Annotated in this window: 23 protein-coding genes; 9 read left to right on the forward strand and 14 right to left on the reverse strand. The window is 66.5% G+C overall.

What is annotated here, in order from left to right; genetic code table 11:
- The 4 genes from CHU93_RS06300 to CHU93_RS06315 all read right to left on the reverse strand — a co-directional run.
- The coding region (locus tag CHU93_RS06300) for a hypothetical protein (RefSeq protein ID WP_133064334.1) at window positions 1-212 on the reverse strand (212 nt) is incomplete at its 3' end.
- 150 nt (window positions 213-362) lie between these two features.
- Window positions 363-644 (reverse strand): addiction module antidote protein, encoded by a 282-nt coding sequence (locus CHU93_RS06305; RefSeq protein ID WP_207759239.1) that lies wholly within the window; start codon window positions 642-644, stop codon window positions 363-365.
- Between the two features lie 2 nt (window positions 645-646).
- A complete protein-coding gene (locus CHU93_RS06310; protein WP_094473268.1) occupies window positions 647-952 on the reverse strand; it encodes a type II toxin-antitoxin system RelE/ParE family toxin in 306 nt (101 codons plus the stop codon).
- Between the two features lie 36 nt (window positions 953-988).
- Complete coding sequence (locus tag CHU93_RS06315) at window positions 989-1,210, reverse strand: hypothetical protein (protein ID WP_094473269.1); 222 nt, start codon at window positions 1,208-1,210, stop codon at window positions 989-991.
- Window positions 1,211-1,332: 122 nt separating this feature from the next.
- On the opposite strand from CHU93_RS06315, the gene CHU93_RS06320 reads away from it, so the two are divergent.
- Window positions 1,333-2,541, forward strand: a complete 1,209-nt coding sequence (locus CHU93_RS06320) for an acyl-CoA dehydrogenase family protein (protein ID WP_094473270.1) — start codon at window positions 1,333-1,335, stop codon at window positions 2,539-2,541.
- Window positions 2,542-2,695: 154 nt separating this feature from the next.
- Window positions 2,696-3,811 (forward strand): acyl-CoA dehydrogenase family protein, encoded by a 1,116-nt coding sequence (locus CHU93_RS06325; RefSeq protein ID WP_094473271.1) that lies wholly within the window; start codon window positions 2,696-2,698, stop codon window positions 3,809-3,811.
- A 73-nt stretch (window positions 3,812-3,884) separates the two neighbouring features.
- Here the strand turns inward: CHU93_RS06325 and CHU93_RS06330 are convergent, their stop codons facing one another.
- The 3 genes from CHU93_RS06330 to CHU93_RS06340 form a co-directional block, all read right to left on the reverse strand.
- Window positions 3,885-4,469 carry a TPR end-of-group domain-containing protein gene (locus CHU93_RS06330; protein ID WP_094473272.1) on the reverse strand — a complete coding sequence of 195 codons (585 nt, stop codon included), beginning with the start codon at window positions 4,467-4,469 and terminating at the stop codon, window positions 3,885-3,887.
- A 92-nt stretch (window positions 4,470-4,561) separates the two neighbouring features.
- Window positions 4,562-5,539 (reverse strand): TIR domain-containing protein, encoded by a 978-nt coding sequence (locus tag CHU93_RS06335; RefSeq protein WP_094473273.1) that lies wholly within the window; start codon window positions 5,537-5,539, stop codon window positions 4,562-4,564.
- Between the two features lie 145 nt (window positions 5,540-5,684).
- On the reverse strand, window positions 5,685-6,920 hold the full coding sequence (locus CHU93_RS06340; RefSeq protein ID WP_094473274.1) for an acyl-CoA dehydrogenase family protein: 1,236 nt from the start codon (window positions 6,918-6,920) through the stop codon (window positions 5,685-5,687).
- Window positions 6,921-7,060: 140 nt separating this feature from the next.
- On the opposite strand from CHU93_RS06340, the gene CHU93_RS06345 reads away from it, so the two are divergent.
- Both CHU93_RS06345 and CHU93_RS06350 read left to right on the forward strand, forming a co-directional pair.
- Window positions 7,061-8,569: a cryptochrome/photolyase family protein gene (locus CHU93_RS06345; protein ID WP_094473275.1), complete on the forward strand. Its 1,509-nt coding sequence runs from the start codon at window positions 7,061-7,063 to the stop codon at window positions 8,567-8,569.
- A gap of 120 nt (window positions 8,570-8,689) precedes the next feature.
- Window positions 8,690-8,881 carry a hypothetical protein gene (locus CHU93_RS06350; protein WP_094473276.1) on the forward strand — a complete coding sequence of 64 codons (192 nt, stop codon included), beginning with the start codon at window positions 8,690-8,692 and terminating at the stop codon, window positions 8,879-8,881.
- Window positions 8,882-8,887: 6 nt separating this feature from the next.
- Here the strand turns inward: CHU93_RS06350 and CHU93_RS17075 are convergent, their stop codons facing one another.
- Window positions 8,888-9,478 carry a TetR/AcrR family transcriptional regulator gene (locus tag CHU93_RS17075; protein WP_106408480.1) on the reverse strand — a complete coding sequence of 197 codons (591 nt, stop codon included), beginning with the start codon at window positions 9,476-9,478 and terminating at the stop codon, window positions 8,888-8,890.
- A 79-nt stretch (window positions 9,479-9,557) separates the two neighbouring features.
- On the opposite strand from CHU93_RS17075, the gene CHU93_RS06365 reads away from it, so the two are divergent.
- Both CHU93_RS06365 and CHU93_RS06370 read left to right on the forward strand, forming a co-directional pair.
- Window positions 9,558-10,436: a metal-dependent hydrolase gene (locus CHU93_RS06365; protein WP_165768627.1), complete on the forward strand. Its 879-nt coding sequence runs from the start codon at window positions 9,558-9,560 to the stop codon at window positions 10,434-10,436.
- Window positions 10,437-10,439: 3 nt separating this feature from the next.
- Entirely contained in the window at window positions 10,440-10,913 is a 474-nt protein-coding gene (locus tag CHU93_RS06370; protein WP_207759240.1) for a styrene oxide isomerase, read from the forward strand.
- A gap of 532 nt (window positions 10,914-11,445) precedes the next feature.
- Here the strand turns inward: CHU93_RS06370 and CHU93_RS06375 are convergent.
- Window positions 11,446-13,536 (reverse strand): sodium-translocating pyrophosphatase, encoded by a 2,091-nt coding sequence (locus CHU93_RS06375; RefSeq protein ID WP_094473279.1) that lies wholly within the window; start codon window positions 13,534-13,536, stop codon window positions 11,446-11,448.
- Window positions 13,537-13,664: 128 nt separating this feature from the next.
- Between CHU93_RS06375 and CHU93_RS06380 the strand changes: the two genes are divergently transcribed.
- Window positions 13,665-14,936: an aminotransferase class V-fold PLP-dependent enzyme gene (locus CHU93_RS06380; protein ID WP_094473280.1), complete on the forward strand. Its 1,272-nt coding sequence runs from the start codon at window positions 13,665-13,667 to the stop codon at window positions 14,934-14,936.
- Between the two features lie 7 nt (window positions 14,937-14,943).
- Here the strand turns inward: CHU93_RS06380 and CHU93_RS06385 are convergent, their stop codons facing one another.
- Window positions 14,944-15,720, reverse strand: a complete 777-nt coding sequence (locus CHU93_RS06385; protein WP_086115227.1) for a class II aldolase/adducin family protein — start codon at window positions 15,718-15,720, stop codon at window positions 14,944-14,946.
- Between the two features lie 25 nt (window positions 15,721-15,745).
- Window positions 15,746-15,916: a DUF2256 domain-containing protein gene (locus CHU93_RS06390; protein WP_094473281.1), complete on the reverse strand. Its 171-nt coding sequence runs from the start codon at window positions 15,914-15,916 to the stop codon at window positions 15,746-15,748.
- Window positions 15,917-15,986: 70 nt separating this feature from the next.
- On the opposite strand from CHU93_RS06390, the gene CHU93_RS06395 reads away from it, so the two are divergent.
- Together CHU93_RS06395 and CHU93_RS06400 are read left to right on the forward strand one after the other, a co-directional pair.
- On the forward strand, window positions 15,987-17,597 hold the full coding sequence (locus tag CHU93_RS06395) for an alkaline phosphatase D family protein (RefSeq protein ID WP_165768628.1): 1,611 nt from the start codon (window positions 15,987-15,989) through the stop codon (window positions 17,595-17,597).
- A 23-nt stretch (window positions 17,598-17,620) separates the two neighbouring features.
- Window positions 17,621-18,535 (forward strand): alpha/beta hydrolase family protein, encoded by a 915-nt coding sequence (locus tag CHU93_RS06400; protein WP_133064335.1) that lies wholly within the window; start codon window positions 17,621-17,623, stop codon window positions 18,533-18,535.
- A 3-nt stretch (window positions 18,536-18,538) separates the two neighbouring features.
- On the opposite strand, the gene alr is transcribed toward CHU93_RS06400, so the two are convergent.
- From alr to CHU93_RS06415, 3 genes are read right to left on the reverse strand one after another with little or no spacing between them, the layout of a single operon-like run.
- Window positions 18,539-19,804, reverse strand: coding sequence for an alanine racemase (gene alr / locus CHU93_RS06405; RefSeq protein ID WP_165768629.1), 1,266 nt, complete (start codon window positions 19,802-19,804; stop codon window positions 18,539-18,541).
- Window positions 19,801-20,895: a 3-dehydroquinate synthase gene (gene aroB, locus CHU93_RS06410; protein WP_094473285.1), complete on the reverse strand. Its 1,095-nt coding sequence runs from the start codon at window positions 20,893-20,895 to the stop codon at window positions 19,801-19,803. The genes alr and aroB overlap by 4 nt, the downstream gene beginning before the upstream one ends.
- Window positions 20,892-21,479, reverse strand: a complete 588-nt coding sequence (locus CHU93_RS06415) for a shikimate kinase (protein WP_094473286.1) — start codon at window positions 21,477-21,479, stop codon at window positions 20,892-20,894. Before CHU93_RS06415 ends, aroB begins: the two co-directional genes overlap by 4 nt.
- Between the last annotated feature and the right edge of the window lie 16 nt (window positions 21,480-21,495).

The raw sequence follows: 21,495 nt of genomic DNA on the forward strand, positions 1-21,495 counted from the left end.
CCGGCGCGGTGCTCAGCTGAGTTAATGGAGGTGCCCAGCTGATCCCGCACTTCAACGTAATGATTGTGACCAAAGAAGTCTTCAATCTTGGTGGCCTCAGGATCGGGCATGTCGATCAGGAGATATCCTGCATCTGACGTGCTCAGGTCGAAGCCCATCTGCACAACCCCTTGCCCAACCGTCACCACTTCGGACGCGCTAAGCAGGTCCACCTTCAATCTCCCTCGGCTGAGGCAGGATTATCGCCGGCCCATTGCGATTGTCGAGGAGCAAGATCCCTACCAGCCGACACGAAGACAGACGGGTGCAGGGGCCTCGCCCCTGCCCGCCGGAGGCCCTGCCTTTCTCTTCAATCCCCAGCCTCACGCCGCCACCGCCAGCCGCACGCCCAGCGCCTTCAGCACGCGCAGCAATGTGTCCAGCGTCGGGTTGCCGGTGTCGCTGAAGGCACGGTAGAGGGCTTCGCGGCTGATGCCGGTTTCGCGGGCGAGTTCGGTCATGCCGCGGGAGCGGGCGATGGTGTTGATGGCGCGCAGCAGTTCTTCGGGGGTGCCGTCTTCCAGATAGCCATCGAGATAGGCGGCGATATCGGCCGGGGAGTTCAGTGCTTCGGCAGCGTCCCAGGGTTTGGTTTCGATGGTCATGATCAAATCTCCCTGGCACCAATCTCTTTTGCCATGGCGATGGCCCGTTCGATGTCGCGTTGCTGGCTGTGCTTGTCGCCGCCGCAGAGCAACACGATGATCAGCTGGCCGCGCTGCACATAATACACCCGGTATCCGGGGCCGAACGCGAACCGCAGCTCGCTGACGCCGCCGCCAACCGGTTTGGTGTCGCCGAAATTTCCGTCTGCCAGCCGATCGAGCCGCTTGGCAATCCGCGCCCGCCCTTGAATATCCTTCAGGTCGGTCAGCCAGTTCAGGAACGCGGCCGTCCGTCTGACCTCAAACATGTGACTTATAATGCACGATTGGGTCAGATCGTCAAGTCACAACACCCCGCCACCCATGAACAGGCGGAACGCGCCGATGGCGATCACCACCAGGTTCAGCATCACGCCGGAGCGTTTGCCGGAGAGGAAGCCGAGGCCGACGCCGACCATGGCGAGCGGGATGATTGCCCAGTTGGCCCAGCCGAGCAGCGGCAGGAAGGCGAAGAAGGCCAGACCCAGCGAGGCGAAGCCGACGATCATGGAAAGGGCGTTCATCATGCCCGCAATGCGGCCCCGGTTCAGGCCCGCTACAAGCTGCCGCAGCGGCAAAATTCACAGGCTTGCCGCGCCTCCGAATCGGGTTTACGTAAACGTCAACCTATGTGCTGGGGAGAAAAGCCATGGATCTGAATTTCAGCGCCGCCGATGTCGCCTTCCGCGAGGAAGTGCATGCCTTCATCCGCGACCATTATCCCGCCTATCTGCACGACAAGATCGACGAGGGCGAGGAGATGGAGAAGCAGGATTTCCTCGCCTGGCACAAGGTGTTGCACCAGAAGGGCTGGATCGCCCCGGCCTGGCCGGTCGAATATGGCGGCACCGGCTGGACCGCGACGCAGCGTTATATCTGGTCGGAAGAGACCGCCCGCGCCGATTGCGTGCGGCTGATGCCGTTCGGCCTGTCGATGGTCGGCCCGGTGATCTACACCTTCGGCACGCCGGAGCAGAAGGCCAAGTTCCTGCCCCGCATCCTGTCCGGCGAGGATTGGTGGTGCCAGGGTTATTCGGAGCCGGGTTCGGGCTCTGACCTCGCGTCCTTGCGCACCCGCGCCGAGCGGTTCACCGGCGACGATGGCAAGGAATATTATCGCGTCAACGGCCAGAAGACCTGGACGACGATGGCGCAGCATGCCGATTGGGGCTTCTTCCTCGTCCGCACCGATCCCACTGCCAAGATGCAGGAAGGCATCAGCTTCCTCCTGATCGACATGAAGACGCCCGGCATCACCGTGCGCCCGATCATCACCCTGGGCGGCGAGCATGAGGTGAACGAAGTCTGGCTGGAAGACGTGATCGTGCCGGTGGAAAACCGCGTGTTCCACGAGAACAAGGGCTGGACCTGCGCCAAGTTCCTGCTGGCGCATGAGCGCACCGGCATCGCCGGCGTCGCCGCCTCCAAGCGCAACGTGGAACGCATCAAGGATGTTGCCCGCAACACCGCCGATGGCGGCGAAAGCCTGCTGGCCAACCCCTTCTTCAAGCGCAAGGTGGCCGAGCTGGAAGTCGATCTCGCCGCGCTGGAATATACCGAGCTGCGCACGCTCGCCGGTGAAAGCGCCGGCAAGGGCCCGGGGCCGGAATCCTCGCTGCTGAAGATCAAGGGCACCGAGATCCAGCAGCGGCTGACCGAGCTGGCCCTGGAAGCTGCCGGTGTTTATGGCGCGCCCTATTTCCGCTCGATGGGCGAAGGCGACAACAGCTTCGCCGTCGGCCCGGACAGCGCCCGCCGCGTCGCGCCGGTCTATTTCAACATGCGCAAGACCAGCATCTATGGCGGATCCAACGAGATCCAGCGCAACATCATCGCCAAGATGGTTCTGGGGCTTTAACTTCTGACCCCTCTCTCCTTGGGGGAGAGGGCGACTCGCGCGCCAGCGCGGCGGGGTGAGGGGTTGGCCCTCTCGGAGCAACCCTCACCCCGCTCGCCTTCGGCGAGTCGACCCTCTCCCCGAACGGGAGAGGGGCTTTCCTTGGGGAAGACACATGGATTTCAATTTCACCGAAGAACAGACCATGCTGCGCGATTCGCTGTCGCGCTATCTGGCCAACACCTATGATTTCGACACGCGCCAGAAGACCGTGCGCGAAGGCAAGGGCTGGAACCCGGCGGTGTGGACCGCATTTGCTGAGGAACTGGGCATCCTGTGCGCGCCGTTCAGCGAAGCCCATGGCGGCCTCGGCGGCGGCGCCGTTGAAAACATGGTGGTGATGGAAGAACTGGGCCGCGCCATCGTGCTGGAACCCTATCTCTCCACCGTCGTCATCGGCGGCGGCGCGCTGAAGGCGGTTGGCGGCGCCATCGCTGATGATCTGATCCCCGGCATCATCGCCGGCCATGTCCGCATCGCCTTTGCCGCGTATGAACCGCAGGGCCGGTTCCACCTGAACGATGTCACCACCACGCTTAAGGGCGGCCAGCTGAATGGCCACAAGGCGGTGGTGGAGCATGCCAGCAACGCCACCCATCTGCTGGTGACGGCGCGCACCGGCGGCGCCCAGCGCGATACCGGCGGCATCGCGCTGCTGCTGATCCCGGCCGATGCCGCCGGCATCACCCGCCGCGATTATCTGACCGTGCATGGCACCTCGGCCAGCGAAGTCTATTTCGAGAATGTCGCCGTGGGTGACGCCCATGTGCTGGCCGCCGATGCCCTGCCGCTGGTGGAGCGCATCGTCGATGAAGCCACCGTCGCCCTGTGCGCCGAAGCCTGCGGCGTGCTGAAGGTGCTGCACGCGCAGACGCTGGATTATGCCAAGCAGCGCAAGCAGTTCGGCAAGGCCATCGGCGATTTCCAAGTGATCCAGCACCGGCTGGTCGACATGTTCATGGAGGTCGAACAGGCGGTTTCGATGACGATGATGGCGACGCTCAAGCTCGACAGCGACGAACGCGCCGCCGCCGTTTCGATGGCCAAGGCCAAGGTGGGCAAGGCCGCCAAGTTCGTCGGCCAGAACGCCGTGCAGATCCACGGCGGCATCGGCATCACCCAGGAACTGGCCGTCGGTCATTATTTCAAGCGCGCGACGCTGATCGAAAACCAGTTCGGCAGCGTGGACTTCCACCTGTCGCGCTACGAAAATCTCACCCTGGCGGCGTAATCACCCTCCCCCTCTGGGGGAGGTGCCCGCAGGGCGGAGGGGGCCGGGCTATCCAAGCCCGGCCTTTTCCGTTTCAGGCCACCGGCGCCAGCCGGGCTGGCACAAACAGATCGGGCGGGATGATCTTGTCCTGCACCGCCTTGAAGCGCGGTTCCTTGCGCAGCGGATCGAGCCATGGATCAACGGCGATGTCGTTCAGGCCAGCGTCCTGAGCTTTCAGCGCCTTCTCGATCGAAGCGAGTGCGGCTGGGATCTCGCCGCGCTGTGCGTGCAATACCGCAAACTGGTAATGCGCGGTGCCATTGTCCAGCGTGCGAAACGCTGCCAGGGCCGCATCGGCGGCGGCGCGATTGCCGGCCTGGGCCTCGATCAGGGCGCGATAAAACGGCTGCTGCCAGCCCTTCGGCACCTGCGGGACCAGTTGGCGTGCCGCATCGGTTTGACCCAGCGCCAGCAGCGTATTGACGAGAAGAGTCGCGCCGCGCCGGTTTTTGCTCTCCTGCCTGAGGCGCTGGATCAAGGTAGCGGCCTCCTGATAGCGGCGGGCAAAGAAAAGTGCGTTGGCACGCGCAAGCATTGCGCCCCGGTCCAGTGGGTCGAGCGTCAGGGCACGCTCGGCGATGCCAACGGCACGATCAGGGTCCACCGGGGTCAGCAAAAGCGCGAATGATGACACCACGCGACCATCGCCCGGGGCCAGTGCGAACGCCCGTTCGATTTCAGCAAGCGCATTGCGGATGTCCAGTATCCCTATGAACGCGTTGGCAAGGGCTGCATGGGCAAAGCCGGACCCTGGCGCAATCGCAACCGCCTGCCGTGCCGTTGCCAGCGCTTCAGCGCCGCCACCACGCTGCTGGCGATCCGGCTCTGCACCGCCAGCACATCGCCGGCCGGCTGGTCATAACTTTGCGCCCAGCTCTGGGCGCCGGTCTTGCCATCCACCAGCTCTGCGCCGATGCGGATGGTGGCGGGGGACCGGCGCACGCTGCCAGTGAGGATGTGCACCACGCCCAGCTTTTCCGCCACGGCCGCCAGATCGGTGGCATCGCGGAACTGTTCGGAACTCACGCGGCCGATCACCTTCAGCCCGCTGATCTGGGCCAGGGCGTTGCGCAATTCCTCGGCAATGCCGTCGGAGAAATAGGCCTGGGCCGGATCGCCCGACAGATTGGCAAAGGGCAGCACCGCGATGCTGGCGGTGCCGTCGTCATCGCTGTTGCCCATCAGCCGCCACGCGCCAACGCCGCCCGCCGCCAACGCCGCCACACCGGCTGCACTCCCGATCAGTGCGCGCCGGCTGGGTCCGGTTGCGGGCACCGGCCTCGGCGCCGCCCCCGGTGCGCCCAGCTGCCGCGCCACTTCGGCCAACACGGCGACCAGGCGCGGATCGCTGGCATTGCCCTTCCAACCGATCAGATCGGCCGATTGCCGCAGCTCAAACGCCACCGGCCGCTGGCAATCCTCGATCATCACCGGCATCAGCGTGCCGCTCTGCATCGCCACCGTGGCTTCGGATCGCACCCAATCCGATACCACCGCGGTTTTCGACCACAAAACGATCACCAGCCGCGACGCGCGCAGGGCATTTTCCAGCACTTGGTCATAAACATCGCCGGCGCGGATCTCGCGGTCCCACCACACATCATGGCCGGCCGCTGACAGCACGGCCGCCATCGCGCCGGCCACCGCCACATCCTGCCGGCTGTAAGACAGGAAGATATCAGGCATGCACCACCTCTGTGGCACCGCCCGAGCCCTCGCAAAGGGCACAGTATCGCATCAGTCGCCCCCGCATGCCGGCATCATTCAGAAAATATCATGCCAGCATACAAAGTCGTTGCTGCGGTGAAAAGCCAGTTGCGGCATACCCCGCCTAAATCAAATCCCCGCCCGCCGCCGAAGCCGTCGTGCCATGCGCCTGATACGCCTTGATCACATTGCGCCCCACCGTCCACCGATGCACCTCGTCCGGCCCATCCACCAGCCGCTGCGACCGGATATGGGTGTACCAACTGGCCAGCGGCGTGTCCTGGCTATAGCCCAGCGCGCCATGCAGCTGGATCGCCGTGTCCACCACCTTGTGCACCATATGGGCCAGGAACACTTTGGCGATGCTGTTCTCCTGCCTGAGATCGAGGCCCTTTTCCGCCTTGTAGGCGATGTGCAGCAGCATCAGCCGCGCCATGTAAAGCTCGCTGGCGCATTCGGCGAGCATGAACTGCACCGCCTGCCGCTGATACAGCGGTTTGCCGAACGTCTCGCGGCTCGTCACATGCGCGGTCGCCAGATCAAGCGCGCGCTGCGCCATCGCCACATTGTGCATGCCGTGCCGCAGCCGGCCATAGGCGAGGCGGTGCTGCCCCATGGCAAAGCCATTGCCCTCACCGCCCAGCAGATTTTCGGCCGGGACCACCAGGTCCCTGATCTCGATCTCGCTGTGGCCGCCGCCCATTACCTGGGACAGCGGGCCCTCGATCGCCATCGTCTTGATGTCGCGCTTGATGATGTAACCGGGGTTGGGCAGCTCCACGATGAAGGTGGAAAATTGCCGGTGGCGCGGCGCATCCGGATCGGTGCGCGCCATCACCACGGCGATATCGGCGGCGCTGGCGGCTGACGAGAACCATTTCTCGCCGTTCAGCACATAATTCTCGTTGCCGTCCTTCACCGCTGTCGTGCGCATCCCCGTCGCATCGGCGCCGGCGGCCTTCTCGGTCATCGAATAGCACACCCGCTTCTCGCCATTGAGCAGGGGTTTCAGGAACTTCTCCTTCTGAAACTCCGTCCCATGCGCCAGCAGGGTCAGCATGGTGGCATCATCCGGCCCCTGGCTGTTCATCGACAGCGCGCCCAGGTGGCTCTGCCCCAATTCCATCTGCACCAGCGCGTTGGCCAGCGGGCCCAGCCCCATGCCGCCATGCTCCTTGGGAATGAACGGCAGCCACAGGCCTTGGGCCCGCGCCTTGGCCCGCAGCTCGGCCAGCACCGTCCTGTAATCGGCGCCGTCCTTCAGCTTCTGCTCGGCCGGCCGGCATTCATCCTCCACCCACTGCCGCACCCGCGCGCGAATGGCCTTGGCTTCGGCTGGAATTTCGAAATCGATCGACATGGCGTGATCTCCCCCCTCAACAAGGCCCAAGCTTACGCCAATGCGCCGCCAGTTCCCCTCCCGCTTGCGGGAGGGGGTGGGCATGCCACGCGACACCACGCCCGGTTGCCGCGCTGCACCGTCAGCCCGAGAGCGGGCGCATGCCCACGCTTGTGCCCATTCTTGGCGATCAACTCAGCCACAGCCTCGCGGCCTTGCGCGCCGTGCCGAAATCCGACGCCGTCATCCTGATGATGGAGGTGGCCGAGGAAGCCACCTATGTCCCCCACCACCCGCAGAAGATCGCCCTGTTTTTCAGCGCGATGCGCCATTTTGCCGAGGAGCTGCGGCAAGCCGGCTGGCGGGTCGATTATGTCCCGCTCGACGATCCCGCCAACACCGGCAGCCTGTCCGGCGAAGTCACCCGCGCCGCCACCCGCCATGGCACGGCGCGCACCCTGGCGGTGAAGGCCGGCGAATGGCGTGTGCTCACAGCGCAGCAGCATTGGCCGAACGTCACCCTGCTCGATGATGACCGCTTCCTCTGCAGCATCGACCAGTTCGCCGCCTGGGCAGGCCCGCGCAAACGCCTGATCATGGAGGATTTCTATCGCATCATGCGCCGCCAGACTGGCCTTCTGATGGACGGTGACCAGCCCATCGGCGGCCAATGGAACTTCGACACCGAAAACCGCAAGTCCGTGCCCAAGGGCCAGCGCTTCACGCCCCCCATCCGCTTCGCCCCCGACGCCATCACCGCCGAGGTGCTCGCCCTCGTCAACGCCCGCTTCCACAATCATTTCGGCACCACCGCCAGCTTCGCCTGGCCGGTCACCCGCACCCAGGCCCTTGCCGCGCTCGATGATTTCATCACTCACCGCTTGGCCGGCTTCGGCGATTATCAGGATGCCATGGTCACCGGCGAGGATGTGCTCAACCACAGCCTCCTCTCCCCTGCTATCAACCTCGGCCTGCTCGGCCCGCTCGAGGTCGCCCGCGCCGCCGAAGCCGCCTACCAGGCCGGTCACGCCCCGCTGAACGCCGTCGAAGGCTTCATCCGCCAGATCATCGGCTGGCGCGAATATGTCCGCGGCCTCTATTGGTTCGCCGGGCCGGATTACACGGCGCGCAACCATCTCGCCGCCACGCGCCCGCTGCCCGCCCTGTTCTGGGGCACCCCCACCGGCTTGAAATGCCTGGCTGAGGCCGTCAGCGCCACCGGCCGCAACGCCATGGCCCACCATATCCAGCGCCTGATGATCCTCGGCAATTTCGCCATGCTCACCGGCACCGATCCATCGCAAGTCCACCGCTGGTATCTCGCCGTCTATGCCGATGCCATCGAATGGGTGGAGGCGCCCAACGTCATCGGCATGAGCCAGTTTGCCGATGGCGGCCTGATGGCCACCAAGCCCTATGCCGCCGGCGGCGCCTATGTGAACCGCATGAGCGACCACTGCAAAGCCTGCCGGTACGACGTGAAGCAGCGCACCGGCCCCAAAGCCTGCCCGCTGAACAGCCTCTATTGGGATTTCCTCGCCCGCCACGAGGAAGTTCTGAGCAGCAACCAGCGCCTCTGGCGCATATATGATGGCTGGCGCCGTTTCGCCCCCGACGAACAGCAGCGCATCCGCACCCAGGCCGCCCACTTCCTCGCCACCCTGGCCTGACCCTTCGATCCTCTCCCGCTGGGCGCGCCGATAGATCCTCCCCCTCTGGGGGAGGTGCCGACCACAGGGAGGCGGAGGGGGCCCACCCTCCCAGCAACACCCAACCCCCGGAGGACCAAGATGCCCAAACGCACCTCCCCCCACGATGCCGACGACATCACCGAGGCTGACGACCTCCAACACGCCGTCATCGACAAACGCGAAGCCTGGCGCGCCAACCCCACCAAAGCCCGCCGCCGGCAACGCCGCTACACCGGCCTGCTCACCCGCCAGCTGCTGAAACAGGGCGGCGCGGTCGGGGATGAGGATTGATCGCGCTCAACCGGCAATCGCCGCCAGCGTGCCGCCAACCATCTGATCGATGAACAGCGCCAGCGCCGCATCCTCCACCTGTTCAAACCGCAACAGCGCCAGCGTGTGCGCCCCGCCCACAAACAGCCGCGCCGCCATCGCCGCCCGCGCCGTATCGGCCGCCGCCGGGGCCAGGATCGCCCGCACATGCGCCTGCAATTCCGCCTGCAGCACCAGATACCGCGGCCACACGTCGGCGCGCACGCCCGTGCTCCAATCCAGCCACACCCGCACCGCGTCCGGCTGCTCCACCGCCATGTCGGCCGTGTGCCGGGCCAGCACGGTCAACGCCTCGGCCACGCCAACGCCGGGCCGCGCCGCCTGGGCCAGCATCGCCCGGATCGCATCGGCCACCGCCGCCAGCACCGCCGCCACCAGATCGGCCCGCGTGCGGAAATAGGAATAGACCGCCGACACCGAAACCCCCGCCCGCGCCGCCACCTGTGTGTGGGTGGCGCGCGCAATGCCATGATCGGCAAAACAGGCGATGGCATGCCCCATCAACTGGGCTCGGCGATCGGCCGGCAACAACCGGGTGCGGGCGGGCTTGGCGCTCATGCCCCCGCTCTACCGGGGCTTATTGACAAAAGCCACAACAAGCTTATTGTGTATCTTATCAATAAGGGGGATTCGCACCATGTCCACCACCAGCCCGCGCATGATCGTGCGTCGCATGGCCTTCCGCTTCGCCGCCACCCTGGGCGGCCACTGGAACCCGCAGCGCCCGCAATTCAGCCACATCGTCAACGCCGCCTCGCTGGCCATGCCCTATCTGGAACCCTATTTGATCGATACGATGCGCCAGGCCCGCGCCCGCATCAGCGATCCGCGCCTGCTCGCCGATATCGATCTCTACATCGGGCAAGAGGCCGCCCATTATCGCCAGCACCAGCAGTTCAACCGCCGCCTGGCCGACATGGGCTACACCGCCGTCCCCGCCATGGAAGCAAGGCTGAAGGCCGATTATGCCGGCTTCGCCAAACGCCGCAGCTTCACCTTCAACCTCGCCTATGCCGAAGGCTTCGAAGCCATGGCGCTCGCCATCGGCCACATGCTGATCGAAGATCGGGAACATCTGTTTGGCCGCGCCGATCCCGCCGTCGCCTCGCTCATCCTCTGGCACTTCGTGAAGGAGATCGAGCACAAATCCGCCACCTACGATGTGTTCAAGGCCCTCGACGGGCGCTATCTGTGGCGCATCTGGGGGCTGATCTTTGCCACCGTCCACATCATGGCCCGCACCCGCCAGGGCTATGCCGCCATGCTCCACCAGGAAGGCCTGTGGTGGCACTGGCGCTCCCGCCTTGCCACCTGGCGCCTGCTCGCCCACATCTTCCGCCGCCTCACCCCGCGCTTCCTCGCCGTGCTGCGCCCCGGCTATGATCCGCGCCAGGTGCCCGATCCGGCCTGGGCCCAGGCCTGGTGGCGCCAGCACCACCAGGGCGATCCCGGCCTCGCCACGCTCGACACCCACCGCCTTGCCCACGCCGAACCCATCTGCATCGCGGCGGCCTGAACCATGCACACCACACCCGCCCCACTGCCCGAACGCACCCGCGCCCTGCTCTTCCTCAACGGCACCCTGCTGCTCGCCTTCTCGCTCATCGTCGGCTGGCACTGGTTCATCGCCCTGCTCGGCCAGCTCGTCGCCTGGCCGCTCATCCCCCCCATCGAACTGCACGTGCCCAGCGACAGCCGCGCCTGGCGCATGGCCCATATGGAAGCCATCACCCACGGCCTCCTCCTCATGGGCTGGAGCGCCGGCGGCCGCTGGCTGCTCCTCTCCCCCCGCCAACAACGCATCTTCGTCGCCAGCGCCCTCACCACCGCCTGGCTCTTCACCGTCCCCGCCGCCGCCAACGCCCTCGCCGGCACCCGCGGCCTCGCCTGGAACAACGGACCCTTCCCCGGCAACATCACCGCCAACAACATCATCTTCCTCTTCGGCTGGCCCCCCTCGTCGCCGTCCACATCTGCTTCGCCCTCGCCGTGATCGGCGTGTGGCGGGCGGTAAAGGCGATGCCGGCGGGGTAAGGCAGAAGAAGCCTCCAGCGGGCAGGGTCGCAGGCCGGCGCACCCGTTTGCTGGCGGCTGTCCGTCGGCACCGCAAGCGCGCCAACCCAATCCGCCTCAGTAACTTCAGGCCTGTCAAAAGCAGGTGCAGGGGCCTCGCCCCTGCCCGCCGGAGGCCGCTTGCTTGGCTCTCTGTCCTACACGGGCCCAACCGGGTATCATCGCGGCGTGGCTGTTGGATTTAGGCCTTGATAACCAAGCGAAAAAATCCGGAATCCCGGAATTTTCGTCAATTGTGTCAAATGAAGCCGGGTGGCGTCAAAATCCGGTGAGATGCGAAAAAAGGGCGAAACGGGCCGACGTTGGCGGGCGTTGGATGCGTGGAATTGGGCCTTTTGGAGAAGCAATGAAGAAGGGGCGGCCGATGGGCCGCCCCTTGTGAAGTTGGTGGTGTGAGGTCCGTGGTGTTCCCACCCCCCCGGCCCCTCCCGCAGGCGGGAGGGGAGGAGGGGTCAACCCCCGGCCAGCGCGGCGAGCAGCAGCAGCGCCACGATGTTGGTGATCTTGATCATCGGGTTCACGGCCGGGCCGGCGGTGTCCTTGTAGGGGTCACCCACGGTGTCGCCGGTCACCGCCGCCTGGTGCGCCGGTGATCCTTTGCCGCCGTAGGCGCCTTGTTCGATCACCTTCTTGGCGTTGTCCCACGCGCCGCCGCCGCTGGTCATGGAGATGGCGACGAAGAGCCCGGAAATGATGACGCCCATGAGGAGGGCGCCCAGCGCGGCAAAGCCGTTGCCCTGGCCGGCGACCGCGGTGATGGCGAAATAGACCACCACCGGGGCGAGCACCGGCAGCAGCGAGGGGACCACCATTTCCTTGATGGCGCCCGCCGTGACCAGGCCGACGGTGCGGGCATAATCCGGCTTCACGGCGCGGGTGGCGATGCCGGGGTTTTCGCGGAACTGGGCGCGGATATCCTGCGCCACTGCCTGGGCGGTGCGGCCCACCGCCGTCATCGCCATGCCGCCGAAAAGATAGGGCAGCAGCGCGCCGAGCAGCAGCCCGACGACGACATAGGGGTTGGCGAGGGAGAAATCGACGGCGACGGTGCCGAAGAACTCCTTCAGATCGTTGGTGTAGGTGGCAAACAGCACCAGTGCGGCGAGGCCGGCCGATCCGATGGCATAGCCCTTGGTGACGGCCTTGGTGGTGTTGCCCACCGCGTCCAGCGCGTCGGTGCGGTTGCGCACTTCGCCTTCCAGGCCGGCCATTTCGGCGATGCCGCCGGCATTGTCGGTGACGGGGCCATAGGCATCGAGTGCCACGATCATGCCGGCCAGCGCCAGCATCGAGGTCGCGGCAAAGGCTATGCCAATGAGGCCGCCCAGCTTGTAGGTGGCGATGATGCCGGCGATGATCACCAGCGTGGGCAGCGCGGTCGATTCCATCGACACGGCCAGGCCCTGGATCACGTTGGTGCCGTGCCCGGAGTCAGACGCCTTGGCGATGGATTTCACCGGCCGATATTCGGTGCCGGTATAATATTCGGTGATCCACACGATCAGCGCGGTGACCACCAGGCCGATCAGCATGCAGAGGAACAGCGACTGGCCAGTGAAGCCATCGCCAACGCCTTCGCCGCCGATCACCGCGTTCATGTCGGGGAACACGGCCTGGGTGGCGAACCACAGCGCCGGCACCGACAGCACGCCGGTGACAATCAGGCCCTTGTAGAGCGCGCCCATGATGGAGCCGCCGCCCAGCCGCACGAAGAAGGTGCCGATGATGGAGGTGATGATGCAGACGCCGCAGGCCAGCAGCGGCAGGCCCATCAGCTTGGCGGCATCCGGCCCGCCGACGAGCAGGGCGCACAGCACCATGGTGGCGCCGATGGTGACGACATAGGTTTCAAACAGGTCGGCCGCCATGCCGGCGCAATCGCCGACATTGTCGCCCACGTTGTCGGCGATCACGCCGGGGTTGCGATCATCATCCTCGTCAAAGCCGAGCTCGTTCTTGCCCACCATGTCGGCCCCCACGTCGGCCGCCTTGGTGAAGATGCCGCCGCCCAGCCGGGCAAAGATGGAGATGAGCGAGGCGCCGAACGACAGCGCAACGAGCGCGTTGACGACGGCGCGGCTCGTCGGCTCCAGGCCCGACGAGATCAGCGCATAGAAATAGCCGGCGATGGCCAGCAGCGCGAGGCCGGCGACCAGCATGCCGGTGACCGCGCCCGACCGGAACGCCATGGTGAGCCCGGCCTGCAGCGATTGCCGCGCCGCTTCGGCGGTGCGCACATTGGCGCGGACCGAGATGTTCATGCCGATGAAGCCGGTGGCGCCCGACAGCACCGCGCCCAGCACGAAGGCAATGGCCGGGATGATCCCCAGGAACATTGCCACCAGGCCGGCGACGATCACGCCCACCACCGCGATGGCGGTATATTGCTTGGTGAGATAGGCGCCGGCACCGATCTGGATCGCCTTGGCGATTTCCTGCATGCGCTCATTGCCGGCCGATGCCCCCAGCACCTGCCGTGATGTCAGCAACCCGTAAACGACCGCGGCCAATCCGCATATGATGGCCAGAACAACGCTATCCATGGTTCCCCTTCCCCTGATGTGGTCCGCCCGTGTTTGCACGGGTCGATCATTTTGTCGCAGCATGACATGGGTTTTGCCGAACGCAAGCAAAGAGGTGAGGGTGTTGGCCAAAGGATGAGGGGGCAGAGATGATGGACGTGACACGGCGCGGTGCGCTGATGTTGGCAGGGGCGGCCGCGGTGCCGGTGGGCGCAGCGCTGCCCGCCGGGATGATCGCACCGGATGATGAGGCCGGCTGGGCCCGCATCGCCGCGCTCTATCCGCAGATGGGGCCGGTGACCCAGCTGGAGCATGGCTATTGGGGCAACATGGCGCTGCCGGTGGCCGAGGCGCATCGCGCCATCCTGGCCCGGCTGAACCGCGACACCAGCCTTTATGCCCGCAGAGCCATGCGCAAGGATCAGGAGGTGGTGAAGGCCCGCGCCGCGCAGGCCATGGGGGTGCAGCCCGAAGAGATCGGCTTCTGCCGCAACGCCGCCGAAGCGTTGCAGGCGCTGATCACCCAGGTCCAGGTCGTGGGCGAGGGGGATGCCATCCTCTGGTCGGACTCCGATTATGACACCAGCCACAACGCCATGCGTTCGCTGGCGAAAAGCCGGCGCGCCCGGCCGGTGATGATCAACCTGCCGCGGGCGCCGACGCGGGACAATGTGATCGCCGCCTATGCCGCGGCCATCAAGGCGACGCCGAAGCTGAAGTTCGTCCTCCTCACCCATGGCACCCACAAATCGGGGATGGTGGTGCCGGTGGCGGAGATTGCGGCACTGGCCAGGGCGGCCGGGGCGATGGTGCTGGTCGATTGCGCGCAGAGCTTCCGCATGCGCCCCTTCACCATTCCGGATTTCGGTGCCGATGCCGTGGTGCTCAACTTCCACAAATGGACCGGCGCGCCGGTGGGCGTGGCCGGCTTCTGGATCCGCCCCGGTGCTGGCCCGATGATCGCGCCGGCCGCCGCCGAACCGGATGCCAAACCCGATGATGTGCAGGCCAAGCTGCACCAGGGCACGCTGGATTATGCCCCGCAGCTCACCCTGCCGGCCGCGCTGGATTTCCAGGATCGGGTGCTGCCCGTGCCGATGAAGCTGGCCCGGCTGCAACATCTCAGGAACCTGTGGGTCAAACCGCTCAGGGGGCTTTCGGGGCTGGAGATCATGGTCGGCGATGATCCGGCCACCTTTGGCGCCATCACCAGCTTCCGCATTGCCGGCCACAACAGCACGGCCGACAATATCGCCATCACCGATCGGCTGCTGGCCGATTATGGCGTCAACACCGTGCACCGCACCGGGTTGGCCGATGGGGCCTGCGTGCGGGTGACGCCGGCGCTGTTCACCACGCCGGATGATTGCGTGAAGCTGGTCGCGGCCTTGAAGGATCTGGTGCCGAAGATCGCCCGCTGAGGGGCGATCAGTCGCGGAAGCTGGGATCGATCCGGTCGAGCTTGCGCAGCAGCGCCGGCCAGGCCAGCATGTTGCCCACGATCTTCAGCCCGTCGCGGCCCTGTTCGGCAGCCTTTTCCGGCGTGCCCTGCGGCGGGTGGTTGATGAGATCCTGGCCGCCGGCCAGCGCATGGATCTGCGCCTCGCAGGCCCGTTCCAGGAAATACATCTTGATGAAGGCCTCGGCCACGGTCGACCCGACGGTGAGGGTGCCATGGTTCCTGAGGATCATCGCCGTCTTGGTCGGCCCCAGATCCTCCACCAGCCGTTCCCGCTCATCAAGGTCGGTCGCGACGCCTTCATAGTGGTGATAAGTCAGCTCGTCGCGGATCAGCATGGCGGTCTGGGTCAGCGGCATCAGGCCTTCGGCATGGGCGGACACAGCCTGGCCGTGCGGCGTGTGCAGGTGGATGACGGCATGGGCGTCTTCGCGGGCCATGTGGATGGCCGAATGGATGGTGAAGCCCGCCGGGTTGGTGAGATAGGGCGTTTCCATCACGGGGTGGCCGTTCACATCGATCTTCACCAGGCTCGACGCGGTGATTTCCTCGAACATCAGATTATAGGGGTTGATGAGGAAATGATGCTCCGGCCCCGGCACACGCACGCTGAGGTGGGTGAAGATCAGATCATCCCAGCCGTAATGGGCAACCAGGCGATAGGCGGCGGCCAGATCGACGCGCAGTGCCCATTCCTCGGCCGAAACCTGATCCTTCACCGATGGCGTCTTCAGTTGCGTGGCCATGTGATTCCTCCCCCGGGACTGGCAGTCATTTTGTCGTGCCGGCGCGCGCCCGTCCATAGGCGCCGCTGCGGCAGGCATCGGAACAATAGCGCACATTCTCCCAATCGCGCGCCCATTTCTTCCGCCAGCTGAACGGCCGGCCGCAGGCGGCGCAATCCTTGCTGGGCAGATCGGCCTTGGACCGCATCTTGGGCATCGTGTGGGGGCCCCTCGAAAATGTCACAATATCGGGTTTAATGGCGGCATCATCTAAAGGGGAATCGGCCATGCGTCCTGCCATCGATCGTCGCGCCTTCCTGTCGGCCACGGCGGCCGGCCTGATCCTGCCGGTGCGCCCGGCGCTTGCGCGGCTGTGGCCGGCCAGCGGTTTCACCCATGGCGTGGCCTCCACCCCCACCGGCCCCGGCGCCGTGAAGCTGTGGACGCGCTATGCCAGCGTGACCGGCGCCGCCACCACCCTGAAGCTGGAGGTGGCCGAGGACGAGGCCATGGCCCGCATCATCGCCCGTGCCGACGCCGTGGCCGGCCCGGAGACCTGGGGCACCGTCCAGGCCGAACTGACCGGCCTGCCCGACGGCAAGTGGCTCTGGTATCGCTTCACCGCGCCCGATGGCAGCCAATCCACGCTGGGCCGCACCAAGACGCTGCCGGCCGGCCGCATCGATCAACTCAAGCTCGCGGTATTTTCCTGCTCCAACCGGCCGTTCGGCCATTTCAACGCCTATGCCCACGCCGCCGCCCGTGATGACATTGATGCGGTGATCCACCTTGGCGACTATATCTATGAATATATGGTCGGCGTGTATCCGTCGGTGGTGATGCCCGGCCGCGAGATCCTGCCGGCCGACGAGATCATCATCATCGACGATTATCGCCAGCGCTATGCCAGCTATCGCGCCGATCTGGCCCTGCAGGCCATCCACGCCCGTTTCCCGATGATCGCCATCTGGGATGATCATGAATTCGCCAACGACACCTGGAAGGGCGGAGCCGAAAATCACCAACCGGCCGAAGGCGTTTGGAACCTGCGTCGTGATGCGGCGATCAAGGCCCACCGCGAATGGCTGATGAGCCCCGAACGGCCGTGGCAGCGGCTGGATTTCGGCAATCTCCTGTCGGTGATCACGCTCGACACCCGCATGTCGGGCCGCGACCGGCAACTGGATCTCAACGCGGCGCTGAAGGCCGGGGCCGATGGCATCAAGGCCTTCCAGTCCGGCGAATGGCAGAACCCGGCCCGCACCCTGCTGGGAACCGAGCAGGAGGCCTGGTTTGCGGCCGAGATTGCCGCCAGCGTGAAATCCGGCCAGCGCTGGCAGCTGATCGCCCAGCAGGTGGTGATGGGCGATATCTTCACGCCGAAACAGGCCGTCGAATGGCTGGGCCCCACTGCCGATGCCCGCGCCCAGGCCTATGTGAAGGGCGGCATTGCCGCTGCGCAGGCCGGGATTGCCGGCGCGCAGGACATGTGGTCCGGATACCCCCAGGCGCGGCGCCGGCTGCTCGCCGCCATGCGCGATGCTGGCGCCAATCCGATCGTCATCGCTGGCGACAGCCACAATGCCTGGGCCTTCAACCACAGCCTGGATGGCAAGCCGGTCGCAGCCGAATTCGGTGTGCAGTCGGTCACCTCGCCGGGTTATGAAGCCGCATTGGCGGCGGATCCGGCGGTGATCCGCACCGGCTTGCTGCAAAGTTCGCCGGGGCTGCAATGGTGCGACACCAGCCGGCGCGGCTATCTCACGCTTAGCTTCAGTGCCGGTGAAACCCGCTGCGACTGGGTGTTCATGGAAACCATCAAGCAGCTTTCCACCGCCACCAGCGCGCCCCAGGCCGCGGTGGTCAAGTTTGACAAACGCAAGATGACGCTGGCCTGATCCTGCGCTATGGCGCGGCGGTGTTGTTCCGCCTGCGTCTGCTGTGCCTGACGGCGTTGTGCCTCCTTGCTGCCCCGGCGGCGGCGGCGGTGTGCGACGCACTGTGGGTCGACCGTGCCCGTGGCCGTGCCATCCCGGTGCGCATTCAACTGCCCGAATCCGGCGCCCGCCTGGCCGCCATCATCTGGTCGCCGGGCCTCGGCGCCACCACCAGCGGCGGCGGCGTGTGGGCGCGTGGCTGGCTCGCTGCCGGATTTGCCGTGATCACCGTGCAGCATCCCGGCAGCGACAATATCGCCTATGCCCGCGAACCAGCGGCCACCCGGCCCGCCCGCCTGCGCCGTGCCACCAGCGGGCTGCACATGGCCGAACGGGCGGGTGATGTTGGCCTTGTGCTGGACGAACTGGCCCGCCGTCCGCGGGAAGGGGCGTGCGACCTGGCCCGTATCGATCCGGATCGCATCGGGGTCGCCGGTCACAGCCTCGGCGCCTGGACGGTGCAGGCGCTCGCCGGGCAACGGTTCGGCGGCGAACGCGGCCAGATCGACCGGCGCCCCCGCGCCTTCATCGGGCTGAGCGGCAGCCAACTGGAACCCGGCGATCCCGCCGCCATCTTTGGTGGCATCGGCCGGCCCTATCTGATGATCAGCGGCACGCTGGATGGGGCTGGCGATGGCGATATCGTTGCCCGCCGCACGATGATCTGGCGCGGGCTGCCGGCCGACGGACGCAAATATATGGCGCTGTTCGGCGATGCCACCCACATGATGTTTGCCGGCAATCGCCCGGCCACGACGGCGCTGGGCCGGCGGGTGGAGGCGGAGGTGATCCGGCTTTCGACCGCCTTCTGGCGGCGCTGGCTGCTGGATGATGCGGCCGCCGATGCCGTGCTGGCCCACCCCGGCCTGCCCGCGGCCGACCGTTGGGAGCATAAATAGGCCTCAGCCCTTCAGCGCCTTGGGCAGGCTTGCGCCCAGAACGGCCAGAAGCTCGGGGCCATAGGCGCTGCTGTTCGCTTCCAGTTCGGCCTGGGTGATGCGCTCTGCCCCTTGCGCGCCGAACAGCACCACCTCGTCCCCCAGCCGCACCGCACCCGGCGCGTCGGTCACGTCCACCATCAGCGTGTTCATCGTCACCCGCCCGACCACCGGAAAGCGCCGGCCGCCGATCAGCACCTGTGTCGCCGGCCGTTGCTCGGCCGGAAATTCCGGCCGGTTGCCGCGGCTGACGCTGCGGCGCACGCCGTCGGAATAGCCCAAGGGGATGTTGGCCAGCAGACTGTCCCGCTCCAGCCGCCAGATGCGGTCATAGTTCACTGTCTGCCCGGCCGGATAGGGATTGAGGGCGGCAACGCGGGACTTGATGGTCATCGTCGGCGCGAAGTCATCGGTCTTCACGGAACCGGGATCGCCATAGAGCAGCCCGCCCACCCTCACCATGTCGAGCCAGGTTTCGGGGTGCATCAGGGTGGCAAAGCTGTTGGCCGTGTGGCGCAGCAGCCGGTCGGTGGCGAGGCCCTGCGCCTGCAGCCAGGCAAGATCCGCCCGAAAGCGCGCCAGCTGGCCCATGATGTCGTCGGCCGCCTCGCCGGGATAATGGGTCATCACCCCGGCAATGCGCAGGCCGGGCAGCGCCAGCAGGGCGCGGGCATCGGCCTGCCCGGCAGCATGGGCCAGCTCCACCCCGTTGCGCGACATGCCACCGCTGTTGAGCGCCAGCTGCACCGGCAAGGGCGCCGCCGGCCCGCGCTGCCGCCACAGCGCATCGAGCCGGCTTGCTGCCTCGCGGTTGCCCACCAGCTCCTCGATGCCCAGCGCCAGGCCGTCTTCCATCTCGTCCGGCGTGGCGGTGCGGATGCGCAGCAGCCGGCCGCGATAGCCAAGGTCACGCGCCACCTGCGCCTCGTCATTCGCGGTGATCGCCACCACGTCGACGCCGGCCGCGATCACCGCCGGGATCAGCAGTGCGATGCCATTGCCATAGGCATCGGCCTTCATCACCGCGCACAGCCGGCTGCCGCCGATCAGGCGGCGCACCCGGGCGATGTTGGCGGTGAAGGCGGCGGCATCCACTTCGATCCAGCCGTTTCGCCGTGCGGCGCTGGCCGGGGTCAGCCCGAAATTGTCGGCCCGCAGCACCGGCGCCGCCAAGGCATGCCCCGCCCCCGCTGCTGCCAGACCGGCGAGCAGGGCGCGGCGGCCGATCACGCCAATTCGCCCGCCAGAAACGCCTCGACCTCGGCCAGTTCGACATCGCGCGAGACAAAGCTGCGGCCGATGCCGCGGGTCAGGATGAAGGCCAGCCGGCCGGCGCTCATCTTCTTGTCGTGCTTCATGTGATCGACCAGCCGGGCCGCGCTGCAATCAAGGCCAAGGTCGCGCGCTTCGGTCGCAAAGCCCAGCCCAGCCAGATGCGCCGTCACCCGCGCCGCGTCACCTTCCGGGCACAGGCCCAGCCGGGCCGACAGCCGGTGCGCCAGCACCATGCCCAGCGCCACCGCCTCGCCGTGGAGCAGCCGGCTGGAGAAGCCGGTTTCCGCCTCGAACGCATGTCCAAAGGTGTGGCCCAAGTTGAGCAGGGCGCGCACATCATCGGTCTCGCGCTCATCGGCCGCCACCACGGCGGCCTTGGCGCGGCAGCTGTGCGCGATGGCGTGGATCTGCGCGTCGCTGTCGCCGGCCAGAACGGCTGCACCGTTGGCCTCGCACCAGGCGAAGAAGCCGGCATCGTTGATCAGGCCATATTTCGCCACCTCGGCATAACCGGCCATCAGTTCGCGGCGCGGCAGGGTGGCCAGTACGGCCGGATCGATCAGAACGGCGACCGGCTGGTAAAAGGCGCCGACCAGATTCTTGCCGGCCGCCGCATTGATCGCCGTCTTGCCGCCCACCGAGCTGTCGACATGAGACAACAGGGTGGTCGGCACCTGCACGAAGCGGCAGCCGCGCTTCAGCATCGAACAGGCAAAGCCGACGAGATCGCCGATCACGCCGCCGCCCAGCGCCACCACGGCATCGCTGCGCTCCACCCCCAGGTCGAGCAGCCGCTCCACCACCAGCTGCAGATGGGCCCAATCCTTGGTGGCTTCGCCCGGCGGCAGCACGATCGGCTCCAGCCTGATGCCGGGCAGGCCGGCGGCCAGCGTGGCGAGATGGTGCGTGGCCACGGTTTCATCGGTCACCACCACCAGGCGCTGGCCGCGCGCCAACGGGGCCAGCACGGCGGCGGCATCGCCCAGCAGGCCGGGGCGGATGTGGATGGGATAGGACCGGTCGCCCAGCGCGACATCAATGATCATGGCTGCTCCTGATTGGCACCGGCCAGCGCAGTGATGATCGCATCCACCGTGTCGCCATGCGGGCCGGCCTTGCTGGCCACCCGGATTGGCGCCAGCGCATAGACGGGATTGCGCACCGCCGCGAGATCACGCAGCACCTGGCCCGGATCGCGCCCGGCGAGCAGTGGCCGGCCACCACGCCGCCGCACCCGTTCCACCAGCGTGGCGATATCGGCATCCAGCCACACCGCCTGGGTGCGGGCCAGGATCAGCGCGCGGGTCTCCTCATTCATGAAGGCACCGCCGCCGGTGGCAATCACCTTGGGCGTGCCATCGATCAGCCGGGCGATCACCCGACGTTCGCCGTCGCGGAAATGCGCCTCGCCAAAGCGCTCGAAAATCTCGGGGATGGACAGCCCGGCCGCCAGCACGATCTCGTCATCAGCATCAATGAACGGCAGCGCCAGCCGATCGGCCAGCCGCTTGCCGATGCTGGATTTGCCGGCACCCATCAGCCCGATCAACGTGATCGGCCGGCGCGCCGCCAACGCCAGCCGGTCGGCCGGGCTCACGCCCGGTTCGGGGATTTTCGGGTCGCCGTCCATTGCCTGCAACGCTATA

The organism is Sandarakinorhabdus cyanobacteriorum (assembly GCF_002251755.1).
Taxonomy (GTDB): domain Bacteria; phylum Pseudomonadota; class Alphaproteobacteria; order Sphingomonadales; family Sphingomonadaceae; genus Sandarakinorhabdus; species Sandarakinorhabdus cyanobacteriorum.

What these genes read in the sequence shown, in the direction of transcription:
- CHU93_RS06305 (WP_207759239.1), bottom strand. Translation starts at nt 644, where the DNA reads ATGACCATCGAAACCAAACCCTGGGACGCTGCCGAAGCACTGAACTCC.
- CHU93_RS06310 (WP_094473268.1), bottom strand. Translation starts at nt 952, where the DNA reads ATGTTTGAGGTCAGACGGACGGCCGCGTTCCTGAACTGGCTGACCGAC.
- CHU93_RS06315 (WP_094473269.1), bottom strand. Translation starts at nt 1,210, where the DNA reads ATGATGAACGCCCTTTCCATGATCGTCGGCTTCGCCTCGCTGGGTCTG.
- CHU93_RS06320 (WP_094473270.1), top strand. Translation starts at nt 1,333, where the DNA reads ATGGATCTGAATTTCAGCGCCGCCGATGTCGCCTTCCGCGAGGAAGTG.
- CHU93_RS06325 (WP_094473271.1), top strand. Translation starts at nt 2,696, where the DNA reads ATGGATTTCAATTTCACCGAAGAACAGACCATGCTGCGCGATTCGCTG.
- CHU93_RS06335 (WP_094473273.1), bottom strand. Translation starts at nt 5,539, where the DNA reads ATGCCTGATATCTTCCTGTCTTACAGCCGGCAGGATGTGGCGGTGGCC.
- CHU93_RS06340 (WP_094473274.1), bottom strand. Translation starts at nt 6,920, where the DNA reads ATGTCGATCGATTTCGAAATTCCAGCCGAAGCCAAGGCCATTCGCGCG.
- CHU93_RS06345 (WP_094473275.1), top strand. Translation starts at nt 7,061, where the DNA reads ATGCCCACGCTTGTGCCCATTCTTGGCGATCAACTCAGCCACAGCCTC.
- CHU93_RS06350 (WP_094473276.1), top strand. Translation starts at nt 8,690, where the DNA reads ATGCCCAAACGCACCTCCCCCCACGATGCCGACGACATCACCGAGGCT.
- CHU93_RS17075 (WP_106408480.1), bottom strand. Translation starts at nt 9,478, where the DNA reads ATGAGCGCCAAGCCCGCCCGCACCCGGTTGTTGCCGGCCGATCGCCGA.
- CHU93_RS06365 (WP_165768627.1), top strand. Translation starts at nt 9,558, where the DNA reads ATGTCCACCACCAGCCCGCGCATGATCGTGCGTCGCATGGCCTTCCGC.
- CHU93_RS06370 (WP_207759240.1), top strand. Translation starts at nt 10,440, where the DNA reads ATGCACACCACACCCGCCCCACTGCCCGAACGCACCCGCGCCCTGCTC.
- CHU93_RS06375 (WP_094473279.1), bottom strand. Translation starts at nt 13,536, where the DNA reads ATGGATAGCGTTGTTCTGGCCATCATATGCGGATTGGCCGCGGTCGTT.
- CHU93_RS06380 (WP_094473280.1), top strand. Translation starts at nt 13,665, where the DNA reads ATGATGGACGTGACACGGCGCGGTGCGCTGATGTTGGCAGGGGCGGCC.
- CHU93_RS06385 (WP_086115227.1), bottom strand. Translation starts at nt 15,720, where the DNA reads ATGGCCACGCAACTGAAGACGCCATCGGTGAAGGATCAGGTTTCGGCC.
- CHU93_RS06390 (WP_094473281.1), bottom strand. Translation starts at nt 15,916, where the DNA reads ATGCCCAAGATGCGGTCCAAGGCCGATCTGCCCAGCAAGGATTGCGCC.
- CHU93_RS06395 (WP_165768628.1), top strand. Translation starts at nt 15,987, where the DNA reads ATGCGTCCTGCCATCGATCGTCGCGCCTTCCTGTCGGCCACGGCGGCC.
- aroB (WP_094473285.1), bottom strand. Translation starts at nt 20,895, where the DNA reads ATGATCATTGATGTCGCGCTGGGCGACCGGTCCTATCCCATCCACATC.
- CHU93_RS06415 (WP_094473286.1), bottom strand. Translation starts at nt 21,479, where the DNA reads ATGGACGGCGACCCGAAAATCCCCGAACCGGGCGTGAGCCCGGCCGAC.